Genomic DNA, 22,990 nt, shown 5'->3' on the forward strand with positions numbered 1-22,990 from the left:
CCCCAGGGGGCGCCACGGTGGAACCGAACACCCGGACACTCCTCACCCGAGAGTGACAGCGCGAGCGTGACCACAACGTCACCACCCCAACACCGAAACATGGCGGGGGTGCGGGAGCGTCCGGGGCGGAGAGGGCTTCGGCTCGCTCCGGGTCAGCATCGAGTGGCCCAGTGACCGGCGTGTGTCAGCCGTGCTCCGTCAGCCCGTGTGATGACGAGGGCTGTGGCCTCGAAGCCGATCCGGTCACCCGCGAACAGCACGAGCGGCTCCACCAGCTCGAAGACATATCCGGCGTCCATCTCCAGGTGATCGACGAGCACCGACTTCGGGACCGGGGTCGTGCCATCAACCAGCAGGCGCATACCGAGATGCTCCCACCCTGGACTCGACCACCCCGGACCGCCTCCGCACAAGCCGAGCCTCCCCATGACCGGGCGGCCGATCCGCGGGCGGTCCGGCCGGGGGAGGAAGACACCCCCTGCTTCACCGCAGCAGGACGTCGACTCCACGGTCGGCGAAGATCTCCAGAAGCACCTCGAAGAAGGCCCTGGTGTCCCTGTCCCTCGGGCGGTCGCTCAGCAGCAGGGCAGTCGCCGCGCCCGAGTCCCGCCACTCCAGAGTGAACGGAGGTCCGGCACCGAAGCCGCCCCGAAGGCAGTCGTCCACGGCGGAGAGATTCCGCCCGAAGTACCCGCCGGGCCCGTTGATGGCCTCACCCAGCGCGCAGCAGAAGCTGTCCGCGTCGACGACCTGCCGGCCGTCCAGGGTGAACACCCCTCCCGGTGCCGCGTCCTCGGGGTGTGCGCGGCGCTGATACCTCCGTGTCCACAGGGCCACGGACAACCAGGCCCGGCGCCCTTCCGCGTCGAGGGAGTGCCACAGGCCCTTCCGGTTCAGCTGCCCCGTTCGCAGCGCTTCCCACACCCACGCGGAACCGGGGAGAAGCTCCTCGCACCACAGACGCACCGTCACATCGAGCAGGCCCTCGCCGTGCCTCGACCGCTCGGCGGCGGTGGCGATGACATCGCTCACGAAGTACGAACCCATCTCGACTCCCTCGGCGTCGAGGAAGGCGAGGTGGGCGCTCCCGGCGGACGCGCGGCGACCGCCCAGATGCGCGAGGCAGGTCAGGAGGGTTCCCTGGGGCGAGCACCCCAGGAGTTCGACCTGGCGAAGACCGTCCTCGCCGCCGAGGAACAGACCTCTGGCCTCCCGCGCGAAACCCCAGAAGTCGCCCCCGTCCGCGTCGCCCGTCAAGGCGTACCCGCGCTCTTCCCCCGCGCTGTCCACCGCGTCCACCACACCCCCTGGGCCGAAAAGCCTACAGCCGGGGCGGAGATCGGCCCCTGTCGTCCGACGCGGGCGCGGTCGCGGGCCGTCGAAGCAGGAGGGCTCCCGGCGGAGGGGCGGCCGGGTGCGGACGAGGCCGTGCCCGGGTCATGCGCCCAGGTCCTCCGTCACGGGCAGGCACTCGGCGAGCAGGTCCACGATGTCGCGCCAGGCCCGCCGTGCGTGCCGGGGGTGGTAGCCGACGCCGGGGACCACGGGGTGGTCGACCGTCGGGTGGTGGAAGCCGTGCAGGGCGCCGCCGTAGACCGTGAGGCGCCAGTCGACACCCGCGGCCTGCATCTCGGCGGTGAACGCGTCCCGTTGCGCGGGCGGCATGATCGGGTCCTCCGACCCGACACCGGCCCATACCGGGCAGCGAATGCGCGCGGCCTCGCCCGGTCGGCCCGTGGTCAGGGCGTTGACCGTCCCGATCGCGCGCAGGCCGACGCCGTCGCGCCCGAGTTCCAGCGCGACGGCGCCCCCGGTCCCGTAACCGATGGCGGCGATCCGGTCGGGGTCGGTCCGGGGTTCGGCGCGCAGCACGTCGAGCGCGGCGTGGCCGATGCCCCGCATCCGGTCGGGGTCGGCGAGCAGGGGCAGGCAACGGGCCAGCATCTCATCGGGGTCACTCAAGTAGCGCCCGCCGTGCAGGTCGAAGGCGAGCGTTACGTATCCCAGCTCGGCGAGAGCGTCGGCCCGGCGGCGCTCGACGTCGCTGAGCCCCATGCCCTCCGGTCCGAGCAGCACGGCGGGCCGGCGGTCGGCGCCGGCGGGGAGCGCGAGGTGTCCGGTCATCGTCAAACCGTCGGCCGGGTACGCGACCGTACGCGTCGAAATCGTCGTCATGTCGCTGGACTGTAGTGATCGTCGGGCCCGTTCCGGCCCGTGTTCCGCCGCCGGCGGAACAGCGCCCATCGACGGGGAGCGCGGGCCGTAGCGGGCCGAGGTCGTAGCAGGCGAGGGGCGTCCGTCCTGAGTACGGGAACTCATGTGCGCCAGGGCGTCGGCTGACACGATCTGCGGCATGACGAGCGGCAAAGGGGCAGCTGCGGCCCTCCATCTCCTCCTGGTCTGGGCCGTGATGACGGGTACGGTGCCCATCCTTGGCTTTGTGCTGGTGGCGGCGGCCTGGGTCGGCGGGGGCACGGCGATCGTGCTGGTCCTGGCGTTGGGGGTACCACTGATGGTGGGCCTGCTGGCCATCACGGGCCTGCCGGCGCGGGCCGTGGTGCCGATGTGCGATGCCACGTCCGGGCGGATCGGCTGGGCCGTCATGGTCTTCTTCCTCGGCACCCTCGGCGTCCTGGCGGGTCTGGCCGCCTACAGCGAGGGCATCTCGCTGGGGAACGCCGAGGCCAGGATCGCGCTGACCGGGGTTCCGTACACCGTCGTCGCGGCGTTCTGCGTACCGAACCGGTGGGTACGGCTGGGTGCGCTGGCCGTGCTGGCGGCCGGTGTGGCCTACGGAGGCTTCGTCCCCCGGGGAACATGACCCGACGGCCACCGTGAGGTCGTCCCCGCCCGCCGCCGGCGGAACACCACCGTCTCGGGTCGCCGGCCGGATCCTCACCGGCCGCGGGGCGCGGTACGGGTCAGGTGGCCCGTACCGCGCCCACCGGATCAGCGGCGGGCCGTCAGCAGCAGCTGAGGACCTGTGAGCCGGCCCTGGCCCTTGGGGTGGGAACCGAGGACATCGAGGGTGTCCCCATGGGCGACGACCTTGTGCACGCTCACCCTCTTGCCCCCTTGGGTGGCGGGGATGCCGAGGGACTTCCAGGTCTTCCCCGTACGGATCAGGCCCGGGAAGTGCTCGTCGTCCGTGCGGGCGAGGAGCACCGGGTCACCCTTGCTCAGCGCCACGGAGCTGAGCGCGGGGGTGTCCTTGGGCAGTGCGGGCCTCGTCCACTTCTTCCCGTCGTACCGCAGGACGAGCCCCGCTTCGCCGCCGGTCCTGGAGCGGGTCTCCCCGACGGCCCAGATCGCGCCGTCCGCCCCGGTGGTGACCGCGAGCAGCCGGGCCTGGACCCGGCCGAGGGAGGGCAGGGCGGCCTTCGTCCAGCGGGTGCCGTCGAAGCGCAGTACCAGCGGCTTCGTCTGCCCGCCGGTGGAGAGGCCGCCGACCGCCACGACATTCTTCCCGTTCTGCGCCGACACGCCCCGCAGCTCGAAGCCCCCGTCCGGGCCCGCGCCCAGGTCCGGCAGGTCCACCGGCTTCCAGCGCTTGCCGTTCCAGTGCTGGAACTGGGCCTCGACGCCGTTCCCGGTCTGGGTCCAGCCGGTGGCCCAGGCGTTCTTGGCGTCCAGCTGCTCGACGGTCAGGAAGCCTGCGGTGCGGGTGCCCGCCGGGACGGGTGCGAGTACGGTCCGCCACCGCTTTCCGTTCCAGTGCTGGGTGACGATCCCGTCGCCGTCATCGGTGTGGTCGCCGACGACGAGGGCCTGCCGCGCCGACACGGCGTCGATGCCGTTGAACCGGATGTCGGCGGTGACCGAGGTCGGGTCGGTGGAGAGCTTCTTCCAGCCCGTTCCCGTCCGCTCGTCCCGCTCCCAGATCGTCGGGGTGAAGCCGATGTGCGCGCCGCTCGCGTCCCGGTCGACGGCCATGCCCGCCACCCAGGTGGTCCCCGCGTCCGGGCGGACGGCGCCGGTGCCGACGGTGTCGCCCGTGGCGATCGTCGCGGTCTTCCACTTGAGGGCCGCCGCCGGTGCGGGGGGTGCGGGGGCGGCGAGCACCGATGTGGTGGTCGCGGTCATCGCCAGGGTGACGGCCGCGACGAGCGCGGCACGGCTGGTACGGGTGGTACGACTGCTACGGGTGGTACGACTGCCATGGCCAGCCCGGCTGTTACGGGTGGTACTGCTGGTACGGGTGGTACGACGTGCGGTTCCGCTGTTGTTCACCATGCGCCTTTCGGATGGGTCGATTCCGCCGGTGGAGACCGGTGGGGCCGGTGGCCCGGCGGAGAAGGCGGCCCGGGCGGGGTCCCGAGTGGGGGTGGCGTCCCGGATGGGGTGGCCGGTCGGCACCACTCCCGGCCCGGACGCGCCTTCACCCGTTCGTTGTCCGCAGCCGATCACGGGTTCCGGCGATGTGACCTACCTCACGCGCCACGAGGCCGGTGCCGTACGGGGCCATGAACCGGCCCATCGCGACGGGCACATGAACCGGCCGCCCCCGACGGCGGGTTGCGCCGACCGTGTCCGCGTATCCGCACACCTGTGTCACAGGCTCTCGACAGGGTCAACCGAACAGGTGGATCACCCGCTCCTGATGAGCGGGCCGACAGACCGGCCCACTTCCGCACCGGCCCAGGAGAGAACCGCCATGACCCAGACCACCACGTCCGCCGCCCGCCGTATCCGGGGCCGGGCCGCGGCACTCGTCGTGGCCGGTACCGCCCTCGCCCTCCTCGCCCCGGCCTCGGTGACCGCGACCGCGACGGCGGCCACGACGGACTCCGCCCGTGCCGCGACGGCGGCCGACCCGGTCTCCGTCCTGAAGTTCACCGCCAAGGAGCGCAAGGAGGCCCTCGCGTACTGGACCCCCGCCCGTATCAAGGCCGTCGGGAAGTCCGTGGACCTCGGCCCGACCGGACCGAGGACCAAGACCTGGCGGGGCACCCCCCTGAGCACCGTGGGACGCCTCTTCTTCATCACCGCCAAGGGCCCCAGCTGGTGCTCGGCCACCGCCGTCAAGAGCGCCAACAAGTCCGCCGTGATGACCGCCGCGCACTGTGTCCGTCTGGGATCCGCCCCCGACATGACCAACATCGACATGGTGTTCGTCCCCGGGTACCACAAGGGCAAGCAGCCGCACGGCGCGTTCGCGGTACGAGCCGTCGCCACCCCGCGCAGCTGGCAGAAGGAATCCGTCAACGACATGGCCGCCCTCACCGTCGACACCGACAAGAAGGGCCGCAAGCTGACCGATGTCGTGGGCGGCCAGTCCATCGCCTTCAACCGCGCCGTCGGCGGCACCATCCACTCCTTCGGCTACCCCGCCACCAGCCCGCAGCTCGGCGAGGAGCTGCTGTACGTCAGCGGCAAGGCGAAGAAGGAGAACGGCCGGCAGTTCATTCCCAGTGACATGACCGGCGGCTCCAGCGGGGGCCCCTGGCTCGCCGACTTCAACACCACCAGCGGCAAGGGCACCCTCGTCTCCGTCAACTCCTCCCTGGACTCCTTCACCCCCACCAAGATGTACGGAGAGGTCTTCGGAGCCACGGCCAAGAAGGTCTACGACCGCGCCCAGAAGGCCTGACCTGCGGGCCTGCGGACGCGCGGAGGCCCGCGCGAACGGACACCCGGGCGAACGGGGCCGGGCCGTGGATGCGTCCGGTGCCCGCCCCGGATGAGGACCGCGTACAACCATCCGCTGAGGGAAGGAGTCGTACCAGCCAGGAGAGCGCTTTCACCGCTTTCGCCGAACCGACCGGCCATCTCTGGAGTTGACCCGCGTGTCCTTTCTCTCCCACCGTCGTCGTCTCGCCACGGCGACCGGTATCGCCCTGGTCGCCGGGCTCATGGCGGCTCCCGCGGTGAGCGCCGTACCGCAGGCGCCCGCCGCGCCGAGTGCCAAGGGGCTGCACGACGATTTCAACGGGGACGGCTACGCCGATGTCGCCGTCGGGGCGCCGCGAGCCGCCGCCGGCGGGTCCTCCCGGGCGGGTGCGGTCAGCGTTCTGTACGGCGGCCCCGGTGGGCTGACCAAGGACCGCAAGCAGGTCCTGACCTGGCCCGAGCGCCGAGGGCTCACCATCCCCTGGTCGGCGGAGTACGGTACGGGGCTGCGCGGCGCGGATCTGGACGGCGACGGGTACGCCGATCTGATCAGCCGTCTCCAGTCGGCGGTCTCCGGCGACAGCGGCCGGGCCACCGCCGTCAACTGGGGTGGCCCGTCGGGGCTGTCGAAGAACGCGACGGTGCTGAAGCCCGTACCGGGTGACCAGGACGAGGACTCCGGTGATCTGGCCGTCGGCGATGTCAACGGCGACAAGGTCCCCGATATCGTCCTGGGCGATGTGCGCAAGGGCGGTCATGTGCTGTACGGGCCGGTCAAGCGTTCCGGCGCCTGGAGCCGGGTCGGCGAGTTCGGTGTCGACGCACCCGGGGTGACCCATACCGGTGCGGTCGCCGTCGGGGATGTGACCGGCGACGGGACCGGCGATCTGGTGGTCCTCTCCTTCCGTGAGGACCCATGGCTCCAGAGCACCTTCGTCCTGCCGGGCGGCCGTGACGGCTTCGGCGCCCCGGTGGAGATCAAGAACGCACAGGACAAGCCGGTCGGCGGCACCAGTGTGGGCGTGGCCGACCTGGACCGGGACGGCTTCGGTGACGTCGTCATCGGCAAGGCCGACGACTACACCCAGGCGGACACCCCCGATATGAAGGGCGGTTCGGTCTTCGTCTCCTACGGCGGACCGGGCGGGCGGTCCACCAGCCGTGAGCCGGTGCGGATCAACCAGGACACCGAGGGCGTGCCCGGCACGGCGGAGTACCACGACTGGATGGGCTTCAACCTGTCCTTCGGGGACACCGACGGTGACGGCTACACCGATGTGGCGACCGGAGTCCCCCTGGAGAAGGTCACCGGCACCACGGCGGCCGGACGGGTGATCGTCCTGAAGGGCGGCCCCGACGGGGTGAGCGGCGCGGGCGCCAAGGAGTTCGGCCAGTTCACCGCCGGGGTACCGGGCAAGGTCGAGCAGCACGACCGGTTCGGCGAGGCCACCTCGCTGGCCGACCACAACGCCGACGGAAAGGCCCAGCTGGTGGTGGGCGGCCCTGCGGAGAACCGGCGCCACGGCGCGCTGTGGGTCTTCCGCTCGAACGCCTCGGGCGTGATCGCGAACGGCTCGTTCTCCTTCGGCGCGGCCACGATCGGCGCACCCAAGGGTGCCTCGCACTTCAGCGAGTTCCTCACGGACTGACAACCCGTCCCGCGTCCCCGTCCGGCCCTGTTCGGATGGGGACACAGCAGGCTCGTGGCCCGGTGTGCACGGACAGCCCGGGGCTGATGGCGCCCACCGGCACCGGTGGGCGCCATCAGCCCTTTCGGCGCGCCCGGACGGGTGCGGGCCCGCCCTTTCCCTCGGTGGGCTTGGCGACCATGCCGGTCAGGGTGCGGCATGAGCAGAATTGAGCGCAAGGTGGCATGGGTGCTTCTTTTTTGTGGGTACGGGGGGCGTCGAGGATGGCAGCAGTGCGCCGGAAGCGAGGGGACGCCCGAGCGCCGTATCCCGTATCCACGACCGAGGGGACACCTCTGTGTTCAACCGTCCGAGCAGCAACCGAACCACCGCCTCCGGCGTCCTCCCCTGGCGCGGCGCCCTCACCCGTACCGGCGCGGCGACTCGTACCGCCGCCGTGGCCTGTCTCGCGGCGGCGGTCTGCGCCACGACGCTGACGGGGACCGCCGGTGCGGTCATCAATGGCGAGGACTCGACCCGGCGCCACTCCTTCATGGTCTCCCTGCCCTACAGCGACGGGACCCAGTGCGGTGGCTCGCTGATCTCGCCCCGGTGGGTCGTCACCGCCGCGCACTGTGTCCACCCCACAACCTCCGTACCGATCACGGAGGTCCGCGTCGGCACCGAGTCGCGCACCTCCGGGGGGAGCCTGCGCGGTGTCGAGAGGACCGTGGTCCACCCGGACTTCCGGTTCGAGCAGGGCGGCATCGTCCTGGAGAACGACATCGCCCTGATCCGTCTGGACCGGCCGGTCGGGCAGCGGCCGGTACGGATCGCGGACCGGATCGCCCCCGTGGGCACCACCACCCGCGCGATGGGCTGGGGTACCACCGTCGACGGGGAGTACCGCCTCCCCGAGCGCCTCCAGCAGCTCGATCTGAAGCTGGCCGCGCCCGGCGTCTGTACGCTCCGGACCGCCAGGGAGATCTGCGCGATCAGCCCCGACCCGGCCGCCAACGTATGCGGCGGTGACTCGGGCGGACCGCTCCTCCAGCGCTCCGCGAACGGCAAGCGCTGGGAGCTGATCGGCGCCGTCAACCGCGACGGCAACGGAGATGTCGACGAGCGCTGCCTCGGGGGCCCGGCCACCTGGGCGGACATCCCCGCCCACCGGCCGTGGATCGACGCGGTCATCGAGCGCGACGGGGGCCGGACATGACAGGCCCGTGTCAGCGGTCCGTCACCGGGTCGGAGTCCGAGGGCGGGGCGGAAGCCGAGGCAGCAGGGGCCGGGGCGGAGGCCGAAGGTGGGGTCGGGTGGGGGCGCGGTTCCGGGCGCATCGGCATGCGCTCCGGGTGCAGGATCTGTTCGGGGGCGGGTCGCACTCGGAAGCCCGGGAGCGGACGGAAGCGCCAGCGGGCCGCGATCGACGCCAGGGCCAGGACCGCCTCCGTGATCGCGAAGTCGTCGCCGATGCACTTGCGGGCGCCCGCCCCGAACGGCACACACGCCCCCGGCGGCAGGCCGTCTCCCGGGCCGCCGGTCTCCCATCGGCCCGGGTCGAAGCGCTCCGGGTCCGGGAAGAGATCCGGGCGGTGGTGGAGGACATAGGGGCTGAACAGGATGATCGTCCCCGGTTCGACCCGGGTGCCCGCCAGCTCCACCGGCCGTACCGTCACCCTGGTGAGCAGCCAGCCCGGCGGGTAGAGCCGTAGCGTCTCGGTGATGATCCTGCCCGCCAGGGGCAGCCGGGGCAGATCCTCCCAGCGGGCCGCGCGGCCCCCGGTCAGCACGGAGTCGACCTCGGCGTGCAGACGGCGTTCGGTCTCCGGGTGCGCACCCAGCAGATGGAACGCCCATGCCAGCACGGCGGCGTTGCTCTCACCGCCCGCCGTGAGCAGGGTGACCACCTGGTCGTGGACGAGGCGCGGAGTCACGGCGCCGTCCGCGCGCCCGGCGGTCAGCAGGGTCGTCAGCAGATCGTCCGCCGCCCCGGCCGGCGGCAGGTCCCGTCCCCGCTCGGCGACCATGTCCGCGGCGATCCCGTGCAGCTGCCGCAGGGCCGCCCGATAGCGGCGGGTGGCCGGGAGCGGGATCCTCTCCCGGAATCCGAAGGGCGCGATCATATTCCGGTAGAAGCCCCGGACGAATACCTTCAGGGATCCTCTCATCTCGGTGACGGTCTCCGGCGGTATCGCCTGCCGGAATAGGCCGCGGGCGACGACCTGGATGGTGATCTGATGCATGTCGTCGTGGATGTCGGTCACCCGGCCCTCCCGCCACCGGGCCATTTGCTCCTCGATCACCTCCGCCATCACCGCACCGTATTCCGGCATACGGGAGCGCTGGAAGGCGTACTGCATCAGCCGCCGCTGCTCCCGGTGTTCATCGCGGGGCGAGGTGCCCAGGCCGTCCCCGCCGAGCGGGCGCAGTTTCTCGTAGAAAGGGCCCCCTTTCTCGAAGGAACGCCCGTCGACGAGCACCTGCTGGGCGAGGTGGGGATGGCAGAGCACCAGCGCCTTGCGGCGGCCCAGCCGGATGGCCACGAGATCTCCGTGGGCGGGCAGGGAGGTCAGGAACTCCAGGGGCCTGGTGCGGAAATGGAGCAGATGGCCGAGGACCGGGAGGGCGCCGCCCGCGCTCCCGGTCCGCAGGGTGGGCCCGGCGGGGGCCGGGTGGGACTTTGCCATGATCGGTCCTCGATTCATCGCGCGGGCGGGGCTCCGGAGCGTGCGGTACGTATGCGGTACGTATGCGGTACGAGTGGGGCTCCGGACCGTGCGGTACGGGCGGTGCGGGCGGTATGGGCGGTACGGGCAGTGCGGGCGGTGCGTCGGGCGGGCTCCGGGGCATCCGGGCACGGGGTGCGTGCCTCCGGCGTCGGCGGCGTCGCCCCCGGGGTGAGCATCGGCAGCCGGCCCTCATTCGGCAAGAGCCGGGCAATGAATTCGGCCGACCTGGGCGCGGATTCGATCAGCCATATGATCGATCGCATATGCCGTCCGATGTTTCTGGATTGACGGGAAGTGGCGACTCCCAAAGATTCTTCACGCCGTTCGCGTCAACCTTGAACCCGGCGGCAAAAAAATCCGTGAAGGATCCTCCACCTTCCTCTCCGGCCCTTCTTACGGCCCTTCCTCCGCCGCTTCATTGACTCGTTCCCATGCCTTGACGGAAACCCCAGGAAGCCTTCTCATGGGTGACGGCATCCCTATGCGTATGCCGCTCTATTCGTCCACCAGGCGTTCTCCACAGGATGAGAGGACAAAGACATGCGTGACGACATGGAAACGAGAGAAAGCGAGTCCCCCGAGGACCCGTCCCTCACCGCACAGGCCGAGCAGGCCGAGGACCTGATGTACGAGGACGCCCGCTGGTAGGTCCTCCCTTCCCACCCGGCCGCCGCGCCCGCGATGTCCGTCGGCGCCGGAACACCTGCGCACCAAGCCGTGACGGCCGGGAGGTCGTCACGGCCACGGGCCGGGACACCGCCCGCCACCCGCTACCCGCCACCCGCCGACCCCCGGACAGGTCCGAACGGCCCGAACGGCCCGGACGGAGCAGCAGATGACCGCCACACCAGCGCAGGCGCCGTCCGGCGACGCCGGGACGTTCGACCTCACCGACCCGGCCGTCTGGGCGGACCCGTATCCCGTCTACGACCGCTTCCGCGCCGCCGATCCCGTCCACGGCCTGCGCCCCGCCTCCGGCGGCCCCGGCGTCTGGTACGTCTTCCGGCACCACGATGTCCTCACCGTCCGCCGCGACCGCAGGCTCAGCCGCGCCGCACGTCACCGCAGGCTCAGCGCCCTGCCCGCGCCGCCGCCCAGCCTGCTGCGCTACTCCGAGCGGCTCAGCCACTGGATGGTCGAGCACGACGCCCCCGACCACGGCCGACTGCGGGCCGTCGTCGCCGACCTCTTCCGGCCCGCCGCGGTGCGTACCCTCGCCGTCCGGACCCGCGCCCTCGCCGGCGAACTCCTCGACACCATCGCCCCGTACGGCCGCGCCGACCTCATGTCGTCCTTCGCCTTCCCGCTGCCGCTGCTGGTGATCAGCGAGGTCATCGGCCTGCCCCGTACCGACCGGCCCCTGCTGCTGCGCTGGTCCCGTACCTTCTCCGAACTGGAGAACCTCCGCCCCACCCGGGCGCGCTACGAGGAGGCCGCCGCCGCGATCGACGCCTTCGACGCCCACCTCCGCGCACTGCTCCACCGCCGGCTGCGCACCCCCCGCGACGACGACGCCGCAGGCCGGGTCGCCGCCGCGCACCAGAGCGGCGTCCTCACCGAGGACGAGGCCGTCGGCACCCTCATGCTGCTCGTCTTCGCCGGTCATGAGACCACCGCCAACCTCATCGGCAACGGGGTGCACACCCTGTTCCGCAACCCGGACCAACTCGCCCTGCTGCGGGCGCGGCCCGAGCTGCTGGCGTCCGCCGTCGAGGAGATGCTGCGGTACGAGAGCCCTGTCCAGACCGTCAGCGTCGGCCATGTCACCGAACCGATCGCCCTCGGCGGCCGGACCCTGCTCCCCGGCGACCGCGTCATGCCCGTCCTCGGCTCCGCCAACCGCGACCCGTCCGTCTTCCGCGATCCCGAACGGTTCGACATCACCCGCGACGATCTGCGGCATGTCGCCTTCGGTACCGGTCTCCACACCTGCCTCGGCTCGGTGCTCGCCCGCGCCGAGGGCCATGCGGCCCTCTCCGTCCTGCTCGGACGGCTGCCCGGACTGCGCCCCGGACCGGACCCCGCGTACTGGCGCGAAGGGCTGCTCACCCGGGAACTCGCCACGCTGCCGGTGGAGTTCTGACCACGCCGCGCCCGGCCGTTCCGCTCGCCCCGGCCCGGCCCGGTGCCCCGTACCCGCCCCCGGACGGAGGAACCCATGACCGCGCGCTCCGAACGCCGGGCCGTACCACCCCCGGTCCCCGCCACCCCTGACCCCGGCGTGCCCCGTACACCCGGCACACTCCCTGCGGCCGACCCGCCCCGGGCCGGTGAACTGCCCCAGGCCGGCGGACTACCCCGGGCCGATGAAATACCCGAGGCCGGTGGACTGCCCTGGATCGGTCCCCTGCCCGCCCTCCTCCACGACGGCTTCGGCTATCTGCTCCGCGCCCAGCGCCGCTACGGGGACATCTACCGGATCAGCGTCGGCGGACTCCGGACCGTCGTCCTCAACCACCCCCGCCAGCTGCGGCATGTGTACGTCGACCGCGCCGGGGTCTACGAGAAGCGCGGCCCCCTCTTCGACCAGATGCGCCGTGTCACCGGCAACGGTCTCGCCGTCAGCCGGGGCGACATCTGGACGGCGCAGCGCCGCCGTATCCAACCCCTCTTCCACCATGAACGGCTGGCCGCCGTCGCCCGGCTGCTGGAGACCGTCGCCGCCGAACAGATGCCCCTCTTCGAACGGGCCGCCGCCCGTCGTGGCGGCGGCCCCGTCGACCTCGGCCCGCTGCTCGCCCACACCACGATGAAGATGACCGTCCGCGCCGTCTTCGGCTCCGGCATCCCGGACAGCACCGTCCGGCGCATCGGCCCGGACATGACCTACATCGTCCGCCATCTCGTCCTCGCCACCCTGATGAGCCCCCTGCCGCGCTGGGCGCCCCGCCCCGGCGACCGGCGGTTCGAGGCGGCGATCCGGCGGCTCGACCGGCTGCTCCACCAGGTCGTCGCCGACCGCAGGCGGGCCGAACACCGACGTGCCGAGCACCGGCGTGGCGAACACCGAGGTGACGGACGGCAGGACTCCGGCGACGACCTCATCTCGCTGCTGACGGCGAGTGAGGACGAGACCGGCGCGCGGATGACCCCCCGCCAGGTCCGTGACGAGACGATGACCCTCTTCCTCGCCGGGTACGAGACCACGGCCCTGGCCCTGACCTGGGCGGCGCACCGGCTCGCCACCCATCCCGCGAGCATGGCCCGGGTCGGCGCGGAGGCGGACCGGCTCCCCGCGCCCGGCGAGGGCTGGTCCCTCGAACCGGAACTGCTCCCGTACACCGGGGCGGTATGGGACGAGACCCTGCGGCTGACTCCGCCCATCTGGTGGAACCCCCGCTGGGCGACCGAGGACGACGCGATCGACGGCCATCCGATCCCGGCGGGCACCTCGGTCGCGCCGCTCGCCTTCGTCGCCCAGCGCCATCCCGATGTGTGGGAGCGACCGCACGACTTCGACCCCACCCGCTTCCTCGACGCCCCCGGCGCCCGCCGCCGACCCCGGGGCGAGTGGGCACCCTTCGGCCTGGGGCGCGAGCACTGCATCGGCCGTGAACTCGCCAACCTGGAGGCGCGGATCGTGCTCTCGGCGCTCGCCCGCCGCTTCCACCTGGTGGCTCCGCGCGGGCGGCGGGTCCGCCCGGTCCCCCTGGGCACACTGCGCCCCAGCCCGGGGGTCCGGGTCCATCTGGAGCCCCGCTCATGAACGCGCCGCCGCCGCCCGGAAGCTCCGGCCCGGCAACCCGGGCCACCACCCGGGGGGACGGCCGCCCTCCGCCCCTCGGGCCGGAACACGCCGGGGGAACGCACGCCGTGGGCGTGCCGGACACCCCTGCGGGACGGTCGCCTTCGCGGGCCCCGGTGCCGGGTCGCCGCACGGCACGGACGTGGGGGGACGGGGACGGCCCACCGTTCCCCGGCACCGCTGGGAACCCCTCCCGGGGACCCGCACCGGGCGCCGGGCCCGCCACCGACACGGGAGTACGGGGGGCTCGCGATGCCCCTGCGGCTGCGTCCGATCCGTCCGGTGCATCCGGCACGGTCGGTACACCCGATGCATCCGGTACGGTCCCCTCGGCCGGTGGCGGAGACGTGGACCGCACCTCCGGTACGAGCGACTACGCGGCGCCCCCGCCAGGACCCGCCGCCCCGGCGGAAGGGAGCCCCGGCACACCGGACGCCCCTGCCTACCGCGCCTCCGGGACGGACCGCCATGCGGTGCCGCCGTCGATCCCCGCCACCCCGGCGGAACGGGGCCCCGCACCAGGCGCCCGTACATCCCGTCCATACCGCGCGGACCACATCTCCGGGACGACCGACCGCGCGAAGCCCGCGCCGGAACCCACCTCCCGGGCCGAAGGCACGGCCGCCCACGCCCGAGGCCTGGACCGCGCTTCCGCTGGTACGAGTGGCCGCACGGCGCCCCTACCGGAACCCGCCACCCGGGGCGAAGGGTGCGCCGACAAGCCGAGTGGTGGACACCGCACGCTGGCCGGGGCGTTGGCGGGCGTCCTCCCGTACCTGCCCGAGGTGCTGTTCTCCCGGTCGGCGCGGCGGTCCGCGCTTCGGGTCGCGCGGCTGATGGACGGGGCGACCAGCCGCTTCTTCGGGCTGGAGTGCGCACTCGGCGGCGACCCGGCGGGGCGCCTCGGCTTCCTCGCCTGTGTCGCGCGTACGGAGAGCGCGGCCCTGGCGCGGGTCCCCACCCCGGCGGGGGCGGACCCCGGGGCGGTCCGGACCTGGGCGGCGCTCCGGCGGTTCGCCGGTGAGTGGGACGGCCCGACCGGCCGGTCCCTCGCCGCCGAGCTGGTCAACCTCTGGCTGGAGTTCGACCTCCATGCCGCCACCGCCACTCGTCCCCCCAGCGTCTTCCTCGGCCCCCGGGAGCTGCTCGGCGCGGACCGGGGACCTGCCGTCGAGCTGCTCGTCACCCGGCTGGCCGGGCTCACCGGCACCGTTCCCGCCCCCGGCGCCCACCGCTCCCTCGCCCGGTGTCTCGCCCGGCTGCCCCCCGGCGCCGGGGTCTTCCAGGCCGGGCTGATGCGGTCCCGCACCCCGTCGCCGCTGCGGCTCTGCGTCACCGGGCTGCGCCCCGGGCACGCCGTCCCCTACGCCGTCGCGGCGGGCTGGCCGGGCGACGCGGGCCGGGCGGCCGGGCTGCTCGCCCGGGTGGGCTCCCAGGTCGACCGGGTCGATGTCGCCCTCGACCTCGCCGACCGGGTGGGCCCCACCCTCGGCCTGGAGCTGTCCTTCGTCCCCAAGCGGCGCCCGGCCCGCGAGCCGAGATGGGCGCTCCTCGTCGACGAACTGGTCCGTACGGGCCTCTGCGAGCGGCCGGTGGGCGACGCGCTCCTCGCCTACGCCGGGCACGCCCCCGCCCCCGCCCCCTCGTCCGGCGGCCCGCCCGCCGTCCTCCTGCGTGGACTGAACCATGTCAAGCTCACCCTCCGCGCGGACGGCACCCTCAGCGCCAAGGCGTATCTCTCCGTCCGAGTCCTGCCCCCTGTCCTCCCCCTCCCCCGGCCCACCGGACCGGTGGTGACCCGGTGACGGCTCCACCGGCACCCGGCGCGACCGCGCTCCCCACCTCCCGGGTCCTGGACGTCATCGTGGTCGGCGCGGGCCTCGCGGGCCTGCGGGCGGCCCATGACCTGGCCGCCGGTCCGGGGGGCCGAGCCGGTGACATGGACAGTGGCATGGGTGGTGGCCTGGATGTCCTGGTCCTGGAACGGGACGGCCGCGCGGGCGGACGGGTCAGGACCGAGCACCACGGCGGCTTCGTCCTCGACCTCGGCGCCGTCCTGCCGTACCGGGCCGGGGACGCGCCGCCCGGCTCCGTACCGGGTCCGGTCCTGCCGGGACCCTCCCGGCTGGCGCTGGTGATCGGGGACCGCGTCCACATCGGCGCGGACCCCGAGGACTGTCTGCGCGCCTGCGGCCTGCCGGAGCCCCCGCCCGCCGTCCTCGAAGCGCTCTTCCAGCGGATCCATGTGGGGCCGCCCGCCGCCTATCTGCCCGGCCGGGTACGGGACGCCTTCGCCCCGTACTCCACCGCGTACCGGCGCGCGGGCAACGGCGAACTGGTCCACGCCCTGCTGACCGGTACCGGGCCGGGCCTGCGGGTCGCGTACGGGGTGTCCGCCGAGGCGGTGGACCGGTCCGGCGGCCTCGTCCGCGTCCGCTGCCGGGACCGGGACGGCACCGCCGTGACCCTGAGCGCCCGGGCCGCCGTCGTCGCCACCCCCGGCCCGGCGACCCTCGCCCTGCTCGACGGGGCGGCCGGTACCGCCGCGCGCTCCCGTGCCTTCCTGGCATCGCTGCGGTACGGGCCGGCGACCGTCTGCGCGCTCGCGTTCCGCGCACGGCCCCGGCTGCCCTGGGCGTACGCCGTCACACCGGATCTGAGCGCCACCATGGTCCTCGCGCGCGACATGGGCCCCGGCGTGGGCACCGTCCTCCAGGCGTACTTCATGGCCCACAAGGCCGGGCCGGCCGCCGCCCTGTCCGACGCGGAGCTGTGCGACCGCACCCAAGGGCTGCTGCGCCGCCTGGCTCTCGGCGACCGGGACAGAGCAAGGAACGACGGCCGGGACGGTGGAAAGGGCCTCGGGCCGGTCGTCGCCCACGCCGTCGCACGCTGGCCCGCCGCCGGGACGATCGTCTCGCCGGCGAGCTACGGGACATCCGGGACCTGGCACCCCGCCGTCCGCCGCCCGCTGCCGGGGGTCTTCCTGGCCGGTGACTACGCGGGTGTACGGGGCGACTGCCCGCTGCCGTACGGGATGGCCGCCGCGCTGGCGTCGGGACGGGAAGCGGCGGCCGGGGTACGCGCGTACCTGGCCGGACCGCTGCCACCGCCCGACCCCCCGACCGGCCCCCCACCCGGCCCCGAGCCCGGTCCCGCACCCGATCACGAGAGGAGCCCCGGTGCCCGACACGCCCCCCGTCCCTGACACCTGCCCCCGGGCCACGCCCGCGCCCGCGCCCGTCCCCGTACCGGCATACCTGCCCGTACCCGCAGACGTTCCCGTACCCGCGTCCGGCGAGGCAGAGCCGCTCACCGATGTGAGCGTCTACGAGATCGGCGGCGACCGGCCCCGTCCCATCGGCGTACGGCCGGAGGGCACGGTGGCCTTCTACGGGCTGGTCCTCCAGGCCCGGCCCCGGAACGAACGCGCGCTCGTGCCCTATCTGCTGGACCGGGCGGTCGACGGGCTGTGGGAGTACCACCGGGGCTACGGTGTGACCCCCGAGGACAGCTGTCTCGTCCTGGACGGGCTGCTCGCCGCCGGGGTGCCGGCGGATCGGCTGCGGAAGAGCGCCGACCGGCTGGTGGAGCTGTTCTTCGACCCGGGCGCGGGGGCGTTCCACAGCCTCTCGCCGCTGCGGAAGGGCCGCCCCGAACTGGCCCAGGGGCGGGCCGCGTACTGGGCGGGGCCCGGTCTCGACGCCACCGCGCAGTCGGGCTGGGCGCTCCACCGCATCGCGCCGGACGCCCATGCGGAGCGAATCGCCGACTGCCGCAGAACGGTCGCACTCCGGCAGCAGGCGGACGGGGGCTGGTGCAGCCGCTGGTATCCGTCGCGGTATGTCCCCGCGTACTACTGCCTGCGGCTGCTGACCACGGCGGAACGGGGACACACGCGGGAGACGGCGCGCGCGGCCCACTGGCTGGCGGAGAGTCAGCGGACGGACGGCTCCTGGGACGGGACCGTGATCTCCACGGCGGCGGCGGTCCTCTCGCTGGCGCTGCTGGACCGCGAACCGGCCCGCCGCACGGCGGCGCTCGCCTGGCTGCGGGACCGGGCCGAACCGCACGGCGAGGCCCCCCGGGACGGTGAGGAGCAGGACAGCGAGGGGCGCTGGCGGGGCGAGCCCGTGCTCTCCTTCTGGTTCGACTTCCGCGACGGGCGCAGGCTCTTCCACCACTGTCAGGACCGTGGCCGGATCACCACCGCCTGGGCACGGCTGGCCCTGGCCGCGCACAGCGCCGGGCATCCGGCACCCGGGCATAGGGCGGACCCCGGCGGCGATGAACGCCACCGTTGAGTGAATGTTTACGTGTACGCGACACACTCCGCAGCATGATCTTCCGACGAACACAACGAACACCCATACGGCTGGCCTCGCGGATACGGGGCACCGCCACCCTCGCCCTCGCCACCGCCACCCTCTCGACCCTCGTCGCCGCCGGGGGAACGGCGCAGGCGGACACGGCCCGCCCGGACGCGGCCCCCCGTACCCCCGCGTCCTCGGCATCGGCCTCCGGCGCCGACCCGAAACCCCGGGTCATCGAGGACAAACGCCTGCCCCTGCTGTCGGGGAAGGCCCGCACCCCGGGTATCCCGGGCACCCCGGGTGCCTCGATGGGGATCACCTCGGTCCCCCGCTGCGACGGGGACGGCACCAGCGGCCCCCGGATCCAGCTGATGTACGTTCGCGGCGACCGGCAGCCCGACCGGATGGAACAGCTCCGCGCCGAGTTCCAGTCCCGTGCCGTCAACCTCAACACCAAGTTCGTCGAGGCCTCCGAGCGGATGGGGGAGCGCCGCGAGGTCCGCTTCGTCCATGACGCGAACTGCCGCCCGACCATCACCCGGGTCGTCGTCCCCCAGTCCGCCATCGACGGCGGCGGCGAGTCCACCCAGCGCGCGGTGGTGGCCCAGGGCCACGCCAGCAATGACCGCAAGTATCTGATCTGGGCCGAGAACGATGTCTGCGGTCTCGGCTTCGGTTACTACGTCGACCAGCGTCCCGGGCAGGAGAACGCCAACAACACCAATGCCGGCTGGCCGATGGTCGGCATGGGGCGTCTCGGATGCTTCAACACCGGCCCCAACGTCGATGTGCACGAACTCCTGCACACCATGGGGGCGGTCCAGCCGAACGCGCCCAGGTCCACCGGGAACGGCGCCCACTGTTACGTACTGGGCGATCTGATGTGCTACGACGACAAGCAGATCCCCAACCCGCCGGGCCGGCTGATCCCCTGCAACCACCCGGAGCGGGATGTCATCGACTGCAACCGCGATATGTACTTCAACCCGAGACCGCAGCCCGGCAGCTATCTCGACCGTAACTGGAACATCGCGAACAGCCGCTTCCTGATCCGGGGCGGCGGCTCCCCGTCGCCGGTGCCGGCCCGGGCACAGCTGCGGAGCGCGGTCGGCGGCTGGGCCGCCGATGTCGACATGGCGAACACCGCCGACGGCACCAAGGTCAAGGCCGAGGCGGTCAGCGGTCATCCGGCCCAGCGCTGGAACCTGGACCGGCTCGCCGACGGCCGCTACCGGATCACCTCGGCCCTCGACGCGGGCAAGGCCCTGGACTCCAACACCGACCGCTCCCGAGTGGTGGACGGTACGAGCCACTTCGCCCAGATCTGGGGCCGTGGCGAAGGCGAGAACCAGAGGTGGACCCTGCGCCGGATCGCCGACGGGCGGTACGAGATCGTCGGCCATGACGGGGGCTGTCTGACCGCCTCCCGGCACGGCGCCGCGCTCGGCGTCTGGACCTGCCACACCACCGACAGCCAGCGGTGGACGTTCGCGCCCTGAGGCCGAGCCGACCGATAGGGCGCGGGCGGTGGGGGTGTCAGCGGTCGTCGTCGACCAGCTGGGGCCGCACCGTCCGCGCCATCACATCCATGCCCGCGTCGCTCGGGTGTATCCGGTCACCGGAGTCATAGGCGGGCAGCAGCCGGTCCGGGTCGGCGGGGTCGCGCAGGGCACGGTCGAGGTCGGCGACCGCGTCGTAGGCCCCGCTGGTGCGGATCCAGTGGTTGACCTCCTTGCGGAGCTTCTGCTTGGCCTCGGTGTCATAGCCGTACGGAGCGCCCTTGAAGGGGGTGAGGGTCGCGCCGACGATCCGGACCCCGCGCTCCTTCGCCATGCGGATCAGGCGCTTGTGGCCGTCGACGACGGACCGGGCGGTGACCTCGGGGGCGGTGCCGCAGCCGAAGTCCGGCTGGCCGCCCCCGCCGATGTCATTGATGCCGATCAGCACGACGGCGGTACGGACACCCGGCCGGTCCAGCACATCGTGGCGGAAGCGCGCGATGCCCTTCTCGCCGAAGCAGGACGAGTCCGACAGCAGCAGGTTCCCGCTGATCCCGCTGTTGACCACGGAGAGCCGTGACCGGGCGGCCGTCAGCCGCTCCGCCAGCTGGTCCGGATAGCGGTTGTCGGCGTCCGGGGTGGATCCGGCGCCGTCGGTGATCGAGTCCCCGAAGGTGACGACCGTACCGTCCGTCCGGGATCCGGCGACCTCCACGCCGGAGAGCGCGTAGTAGGCGTAACTCGTCCCACCGGCGAAGGGCCGCCCGGAGGTGTCCCGGGTCCGGTCGCCCACGGCCCGGTAGCTCGTCGTCAGCCCATCGGCGTGGTACGAGACGGGGCCGGTGCCGCCGGGTGCGAAGTGCAGCGTGACCGTGAGCCGTTCCAGCGGCCGTACGGGCAGGGCCAGCGCGTCCGAGACGGCGTCCTTCCCCGTCGGTACGGTGAGCCCCCGGCCGCCCTGGAACCTCAGGGTCCGGACGGTGCCGGGCCGGAGCGCGGCCCCCTCGCCGGTCCGCCCGACCGTGGCTCCGGTGATCACCAGCGGCTTGGTGCCGTAGCGGTTCGAGAGGCGCACCCGCACCTGGGAACCGGCCGAGGAGACCCGGAGGGTCTGCCGGACGCTCTCATCGGCGAAGCCGTCCGACGACCAGTTGGGCGGCCACCCCTCGGGCGTGCCGGGATACTGGTGCGCGACCCCCCAGGCAGCGGTCCATCCGCCGCCGCTGCCGCCGTGCGGAGCCGGCGCGGCTGTCGCGGCCGTCGCCGGAGTGGAGGTCAGGGCGAGCGCGGTGGTGGTGACCGCCGCGACGGACGCGAGGGAGATATGCCGGAGCGCCAGGCGCATGATGCCGTACCGCCTTCCTGTGGACTCAACAGACCCGATGGCCCCGGGAGTTCTCACAGAACTCCCGGGAGTTCTCACAGAACATCCAAAGTCGCACGGCTGTTCCCCACCGCGCGTCTTCGACTTCTCGTCAACAGGGAGCGGAGAAGGGAGCGGTGAAGGGACCGGAGCGGCTCACCCCAGAATGCCGCGGTCGTACCCCACGGCCACCGCGGCGGCCCGGTCCCGCACCCCCAGCTTTCCGTACACATGCGTCAGATGGGTCTTGACCGTCGCCTCGCTGATGAACAGCTCCCGGGCGATCTCGCGGTTCGAGGTGCCCTTGGCGACCAGTTCGAGCACCTCGCGCTCCCGGGCCGAGAGCACATCGGCAGCGGGGCCGACGGGGTTTCTGACGGCGTGGACGAGGCGGGACGCGACGGCGGGCGACAGGACGGTGCGCCCGTCGGCCGCCGCGCGGACCGCCGTGAACAGCTCGTCGCGGGGTGCGTCCTTGAGCAGATAGCCGGTGGCGCCCGCCTCGATCGCGGGGATGGTGTCGGAGTCCGTGTCGTACGTGGTGAGGACGAGGACCTTGGCACGGGCGCCGCGCCGGGTGAGTTCGGCGATGGCCTGGACCCCGCCGCCGGCGGGCATGCGCAGATCCATGAGGACGACATCCGGGTCCAGGCTCCGGGCGAGTTCCACCCCCTCGACGCCGCCCGCGGCCTCGCCGAGGACCTCGAAGCCGGGATCGGAGGCGAACATGCCGCGCAGACCGTCCCTGACCACGGGGTGGTCGTCGACGATCAGCAGGGTGATGGTCCGGTCAGCCATGGCGCACCAACGGTACATGCGCGCTGATCGCGGTGCCCTGACCGGGTTCCGACTCGACGGCGAGGGCACCGGCGACGCGTTCGGCGCGGGCGCGCATCCCGTCGAGACCGAAGCCGCCGCTGCCGGTACGCGGCACCGCGGCGAGCGGGTCGAAGCCCCGGCCGTCATCGCGTATGTCCAGGGTGACCTCGTCGCCCATATAGGAGAGGGTGACGCCGGCGCGGGTGGCGCGGGCGTGCCGGGCGGTGTTGGCGAGGGCCTCCTGGGCGATCCGCAGAAGGGTGGCGGCGACCTCGTCGTGCAGCGGCTCCTCGGTGCCGGTGACGGTGAGCCGGGCGGTGACCCCGGTACGCCCGGACCATTCCGCGACGGTCTTCCTCAGCGCCTCCGAGAGCGTGTCGTGCTCCAGGGCGACCGGGGAGAGGTCCCGTACGGAGCGCCGGGCCTCGCCCAGGGAGCGGCGGGCCAGCGCCTGGGCGCGGTCCAGATGTTCGCGGGCCACGTGCTGGTCGTCGGTGGCGGCGATCACCTGGAGCTGGGTGATGATGCCGGCCAGGCCCTGGGCGATGGTGTCGTGGATCTCGGCGGCGAGCCGGCGGCGCTCGTCGGCGACACCGGCCTCCCGCGCCTGGAGGACGAGCTGGGCATGGAGGGCGGCGTTCTCGGCGAGGGCCTTCTCCAGGGCGACGATGGTCCCGGCCCGTTCCTCGGCGGCCCTGGCCTCCTTGGCGCCGAGGTGGTCGAGGCCGATGGCGAGCGTCGCGTTGAAGACGGTCAGCAGGCCGAGGGCGACCCATTGCACCGGCGAGTCCGGCGGCAGACCGCCGGACTGGGCACCCGCCAGGGCGACGGCGGTCACCAGCAGCCCGACCCGGGCGGCGCGCGGCGGCAGCAGGTACGCGGCGTCGAAGCAGCCGAGGCAGGCGTAGAGCGCGAAGAAGGGATTGAGCCAGGTCAGGGCGAAGGCGAGGGCGGTGCGCAGCACAAAGTGGACACGACCGGCGGTGGTCCCCTCGGGGAGCACGGGGGTGGTGTCGGCCGCGCTCCCGGTGCCGGCTTTCCGTTCGGTGCCGGCCGCGTGCTCAGCGGGGGCCGCCGCCGACAGCCGCGCCATGGTCCGGGACCACCACAGCTGCAACGCCAGCACGGCGAGGAGCAGAGCCCCCGCGGCGTACATCTCCCGCCGGGTCATCAGCAGGGGCGCGGCCACGGATCCGAGGAGCGTGGCGAAGCCCAGCAGGGCGTACGGCCCGTACCGGAAGAACTGGGCCCAGCGCTCCTCGACCGTCGTCGTCATCGATG

General features: G+C 73.1%; 18 protein-coding genes. 10 read left to right on the plus strand and 8 right to left on the minus strand.

The features are described 5' to 3' along the window. Positions 1 to 152 precede the first annotated feature (152 nt). From ABT354_RS31010 to ABT354_RS31020, 3 genes are all read right to left on the minus strand, one after another. On the minus strand, positions 153 to 362 hold the full coding sequence (locus tag ABT354_RS31010; protein WP_351499923.1) for a hypothetical protein: 210 nt from the start codon (positions 360 to 362) through the stop codon (positions 153 to 155). A 121-nt stretch (positions 363 to 483) separates the two neighbouring features. Further along, positions 484 to 1,299 (minus strand): barstar family protein, encoded by an 816-nt coding sequence (locus ABT354_RS31015; RefSeq protein WP_351499925.1) that lies wholly within the window; start codon positions 1,297 to 1,299, stop codon positions 484 to 486. A 138-nt stretch (positions 1,300 to 1,437) separates the two neighbouring features. Beyond that, a complete protein-coding gene (locus ABT354_RS31020; protein ID WP_351499927.1) occupies positions 1,438 to 2,175 on the minus strand; it encodes a dienelactone hydrolase family protein in 738 nt (245 codons plus the stop codon). 178 nt (positions 2,176 to 2,353) lie between these two features. Between ABT354_RS31020 and ABT354_RS31025 the strand changes: the two genes are divergently transcribed. Then, a complete protein-coding gene (locus ABT354_RS31025) occupies positions 2,354 to 2,821 on the plus strand; it encodes a hypothetical protein (protein WP_351499929.1) in 468 nt (155 codons plus the stop codon). A 128-nt stretch (positions 2,822 to 2,949) separates the two neighbouring features. Here ABT354_RS31025 and ABT354_RS31030 read toward each other — a convergent pair whose 3' ends face one another. Beyond that, positions 2,950 to 4,233: a hypothetical protein gene (locus ABT354_RS31030; protein ID WP_351499931.1), complete on the minus strand. Its 1,284-nt coding sequence runs from the start codon at positions 4,231 to 4,233 to the stop codon at positions 2,950 to 2,952. A gap of 421 nt (positions 4,234 to 4,654) precedes the next feature. Between ABT354_RS31030 and ABT354_RS31035 the strand changes: the two genes are divergently transcribed. The 3 genes from ABT354_RS31035 to ABT354_RS31045 all read left to right on the plus strand — a co-directional run bounded on the left by ABT354_RS31035 (position 4,655) and on the right by ABT354_RS31045 (position 8,457). Then, complete coding sequence (locus ABT354_RS31035; RefSeq protein ID WP_351499933.1) at positions 4,655 to 5,590, plus strand: trypsin-like serine peptidase; 936 nt, start codon at positions 4,655 to 4,657, stop codon at positions 5,588 to 5,590. Positions 5,591 to 5,786: 196 nt separating this feature from the next. Further along, entirely contained in the window at positions 5,787 to 7,259 is a 1,473-nt protein-coding gene (locus tag ABT354_RS31040) for an FG-GAP-like repeat-containing protein (RefSeq protein ID WP_351499935.1), read from the plus strand. Between the two features lie 337 nt (positions 7,260 to 7,596). Then, positions 7,597 to 8,457: a S1 family peptidase gene (locus ABT354_RS31045; protein WP_351499937.1), complete on the plus strand. Its 861-nt coding sequence runs from the start codon at positions 7,597 to 7,599 to the stop codon at positions 8,455 to 8,457. A gap of 10 nt (positions 8,458 to 8,467) precedes the next feature. On the opposite strand, the gene ABT354_RS31050 is transcribed toward ABT354_RS31045, so the two are convergent. After that, entirely contained in the window at positions 8,468 to 9,928 is a 1,461-nt protein-coding gene (locus ABT354_RS31050) for a cytochrome P450 (protein ID WP_351499939.1), read from the minus strand. 877 nt (positions 9,929 to 10,805) lie between these two features. On the opposite strand from ABT354_RS31050, the gene ABT354_RS31055 reads away from it, so the two are divergent. The 6 genes from ABT354_RS31055 (at position 10,806) to ABT354_RS31080 (ending at position 19,527) form a co-directional block, all read left to right on the plus strand. After that, the gene (locus ABT354_RS31055) at positions 10,806 to 12,053 is read left to right on the plus strand and encodes a cytochrome P450 (protein ID WP_351499941.1); all 1,248 of its coding nucleotides are present in this window, start codon (positions 10,806 to 10,808) and stop codon (positions 12,051 to 12,053) included. A gap of 75 nt (positions 12,054 to 12,128) precedes the next feature. Continuing rightward, positions 12,129 to 13,676: a cytochrome P450 gene (locus tag ABT354_RS31060; RefSeq protein ID WP_351499943.1), complete on the plus strand. Its 1,548-nt coding sequence runs from the start codon at positions 12,129 to 12,131 to the stop codon at positions 13,674 to 13,676. Positions 13,677 to 14,470: 794 nt separating this feature from the next. Then, complete coding sequence (locus ABT354_RS31065; protein ID WP_351499945.1) at positions 14,471 to 15,520, plus strand: hypothetical protein; 1,050 nt, start codon at positions 14,471 to 14,473, stop codon at positions 15,518 to 15,520. Beyond that, a complete protein-coding gene (locus ABT354_RS31070) occupies positions 15,517 to 16,923 on the plus strand; it encodes an FAD-dependent oxidoreductase (RefSeq protein ID WP_351499947.1) in 1,407 nt (468 codons plus the stop codon). The genes ABT354_RS31065 and ABT354_RS31070 overlap by 4 nt, the downstream gene beginning before the upstream one ends. Further along, entirely contained in the window at positions 16,898 to 18,019 is a 1,122-nt protein-coding gene (locus ABT354_RS31075) for a hypothetical protein (protein ID WP_351499949.1), read from the plus strand. Before ABT354_RS31070 ends, ABT354_RS31075 begins: the two co-directional genes overlap by 26 nt. A 35-nt stretch (positions 18,020 to 18,054) precedes the next feature. Next, entirely contained in the window at positions 18,055 to 19,527 is a 1,473-nt protein-coding gene (locus tag ABT354_RS31080) for an RICIN domain-containing protein (RefSeq protein WP_351499951.1), read from the plus strand. A 37-nt stretch (positions 19,528 to 19,564) separates the two neighbouring features. Here ABT354_RS31080 and ABT354_RS31085 read toward each other — a convergent pair whose 3' ends face one another. The 3 genes from ABT354_RS31085 to ABT354_RS31095 form a co-directional block, all read right to left on the minus strand. Next, the gene (locus ABT354_RS31085; RefSeq protein ID WP_351499953.1) at positions 19,565 to 20,872 is read right to left on the minus strand and encodes an SGNH/GDSL hydrolase family protein; all 1,308 of its coding nucleotides are present in this window, start codon (positions 20,870 to 20,872) and stop codon (positions 19,565 to 19,567) included. A gap of 174 nt (positions 20,873 to 21,046) precedes the next feature. Continuing rightward, the gene (locus ABT354_RS31090) at positions 21,047 to 21,688 is read right to left on the minus strand and encodes a response regulator (RefSeq protein ID WP_351499955.1); all 642 of its coding nucleotides are present in this window, start codon (positions 21,686 to 21,688) and stop codon (positions 21,047 to 21,049) included. After that, positions 21,681 to 22,985, minus strand: coding sequence for a sensor histidine kinase (locus ABT354_RS31095; RefSeq protein WP_351499957.1), 1,305 nt, complete (start codon positions 22,983 to 22,985; stop codon positions 21,681 to 21,683). Before ABT354_RS31095 ends, ABT354_RS31090 begins: the two co-directional genes overlap by 8 nt. Positions 22,986 to 22,990 lie beyond the last annotated feature (5 nt).

The sequence above is a fragment of the Streptomyces sp. NPDC000594 genome (assembly GCF_040299965.1).
Taxonomy (GTDB): Bacteria; Actinomycetota; Actinomycetes; order Streptomycetales; family Streptomycetaceae; genus Streptomyces.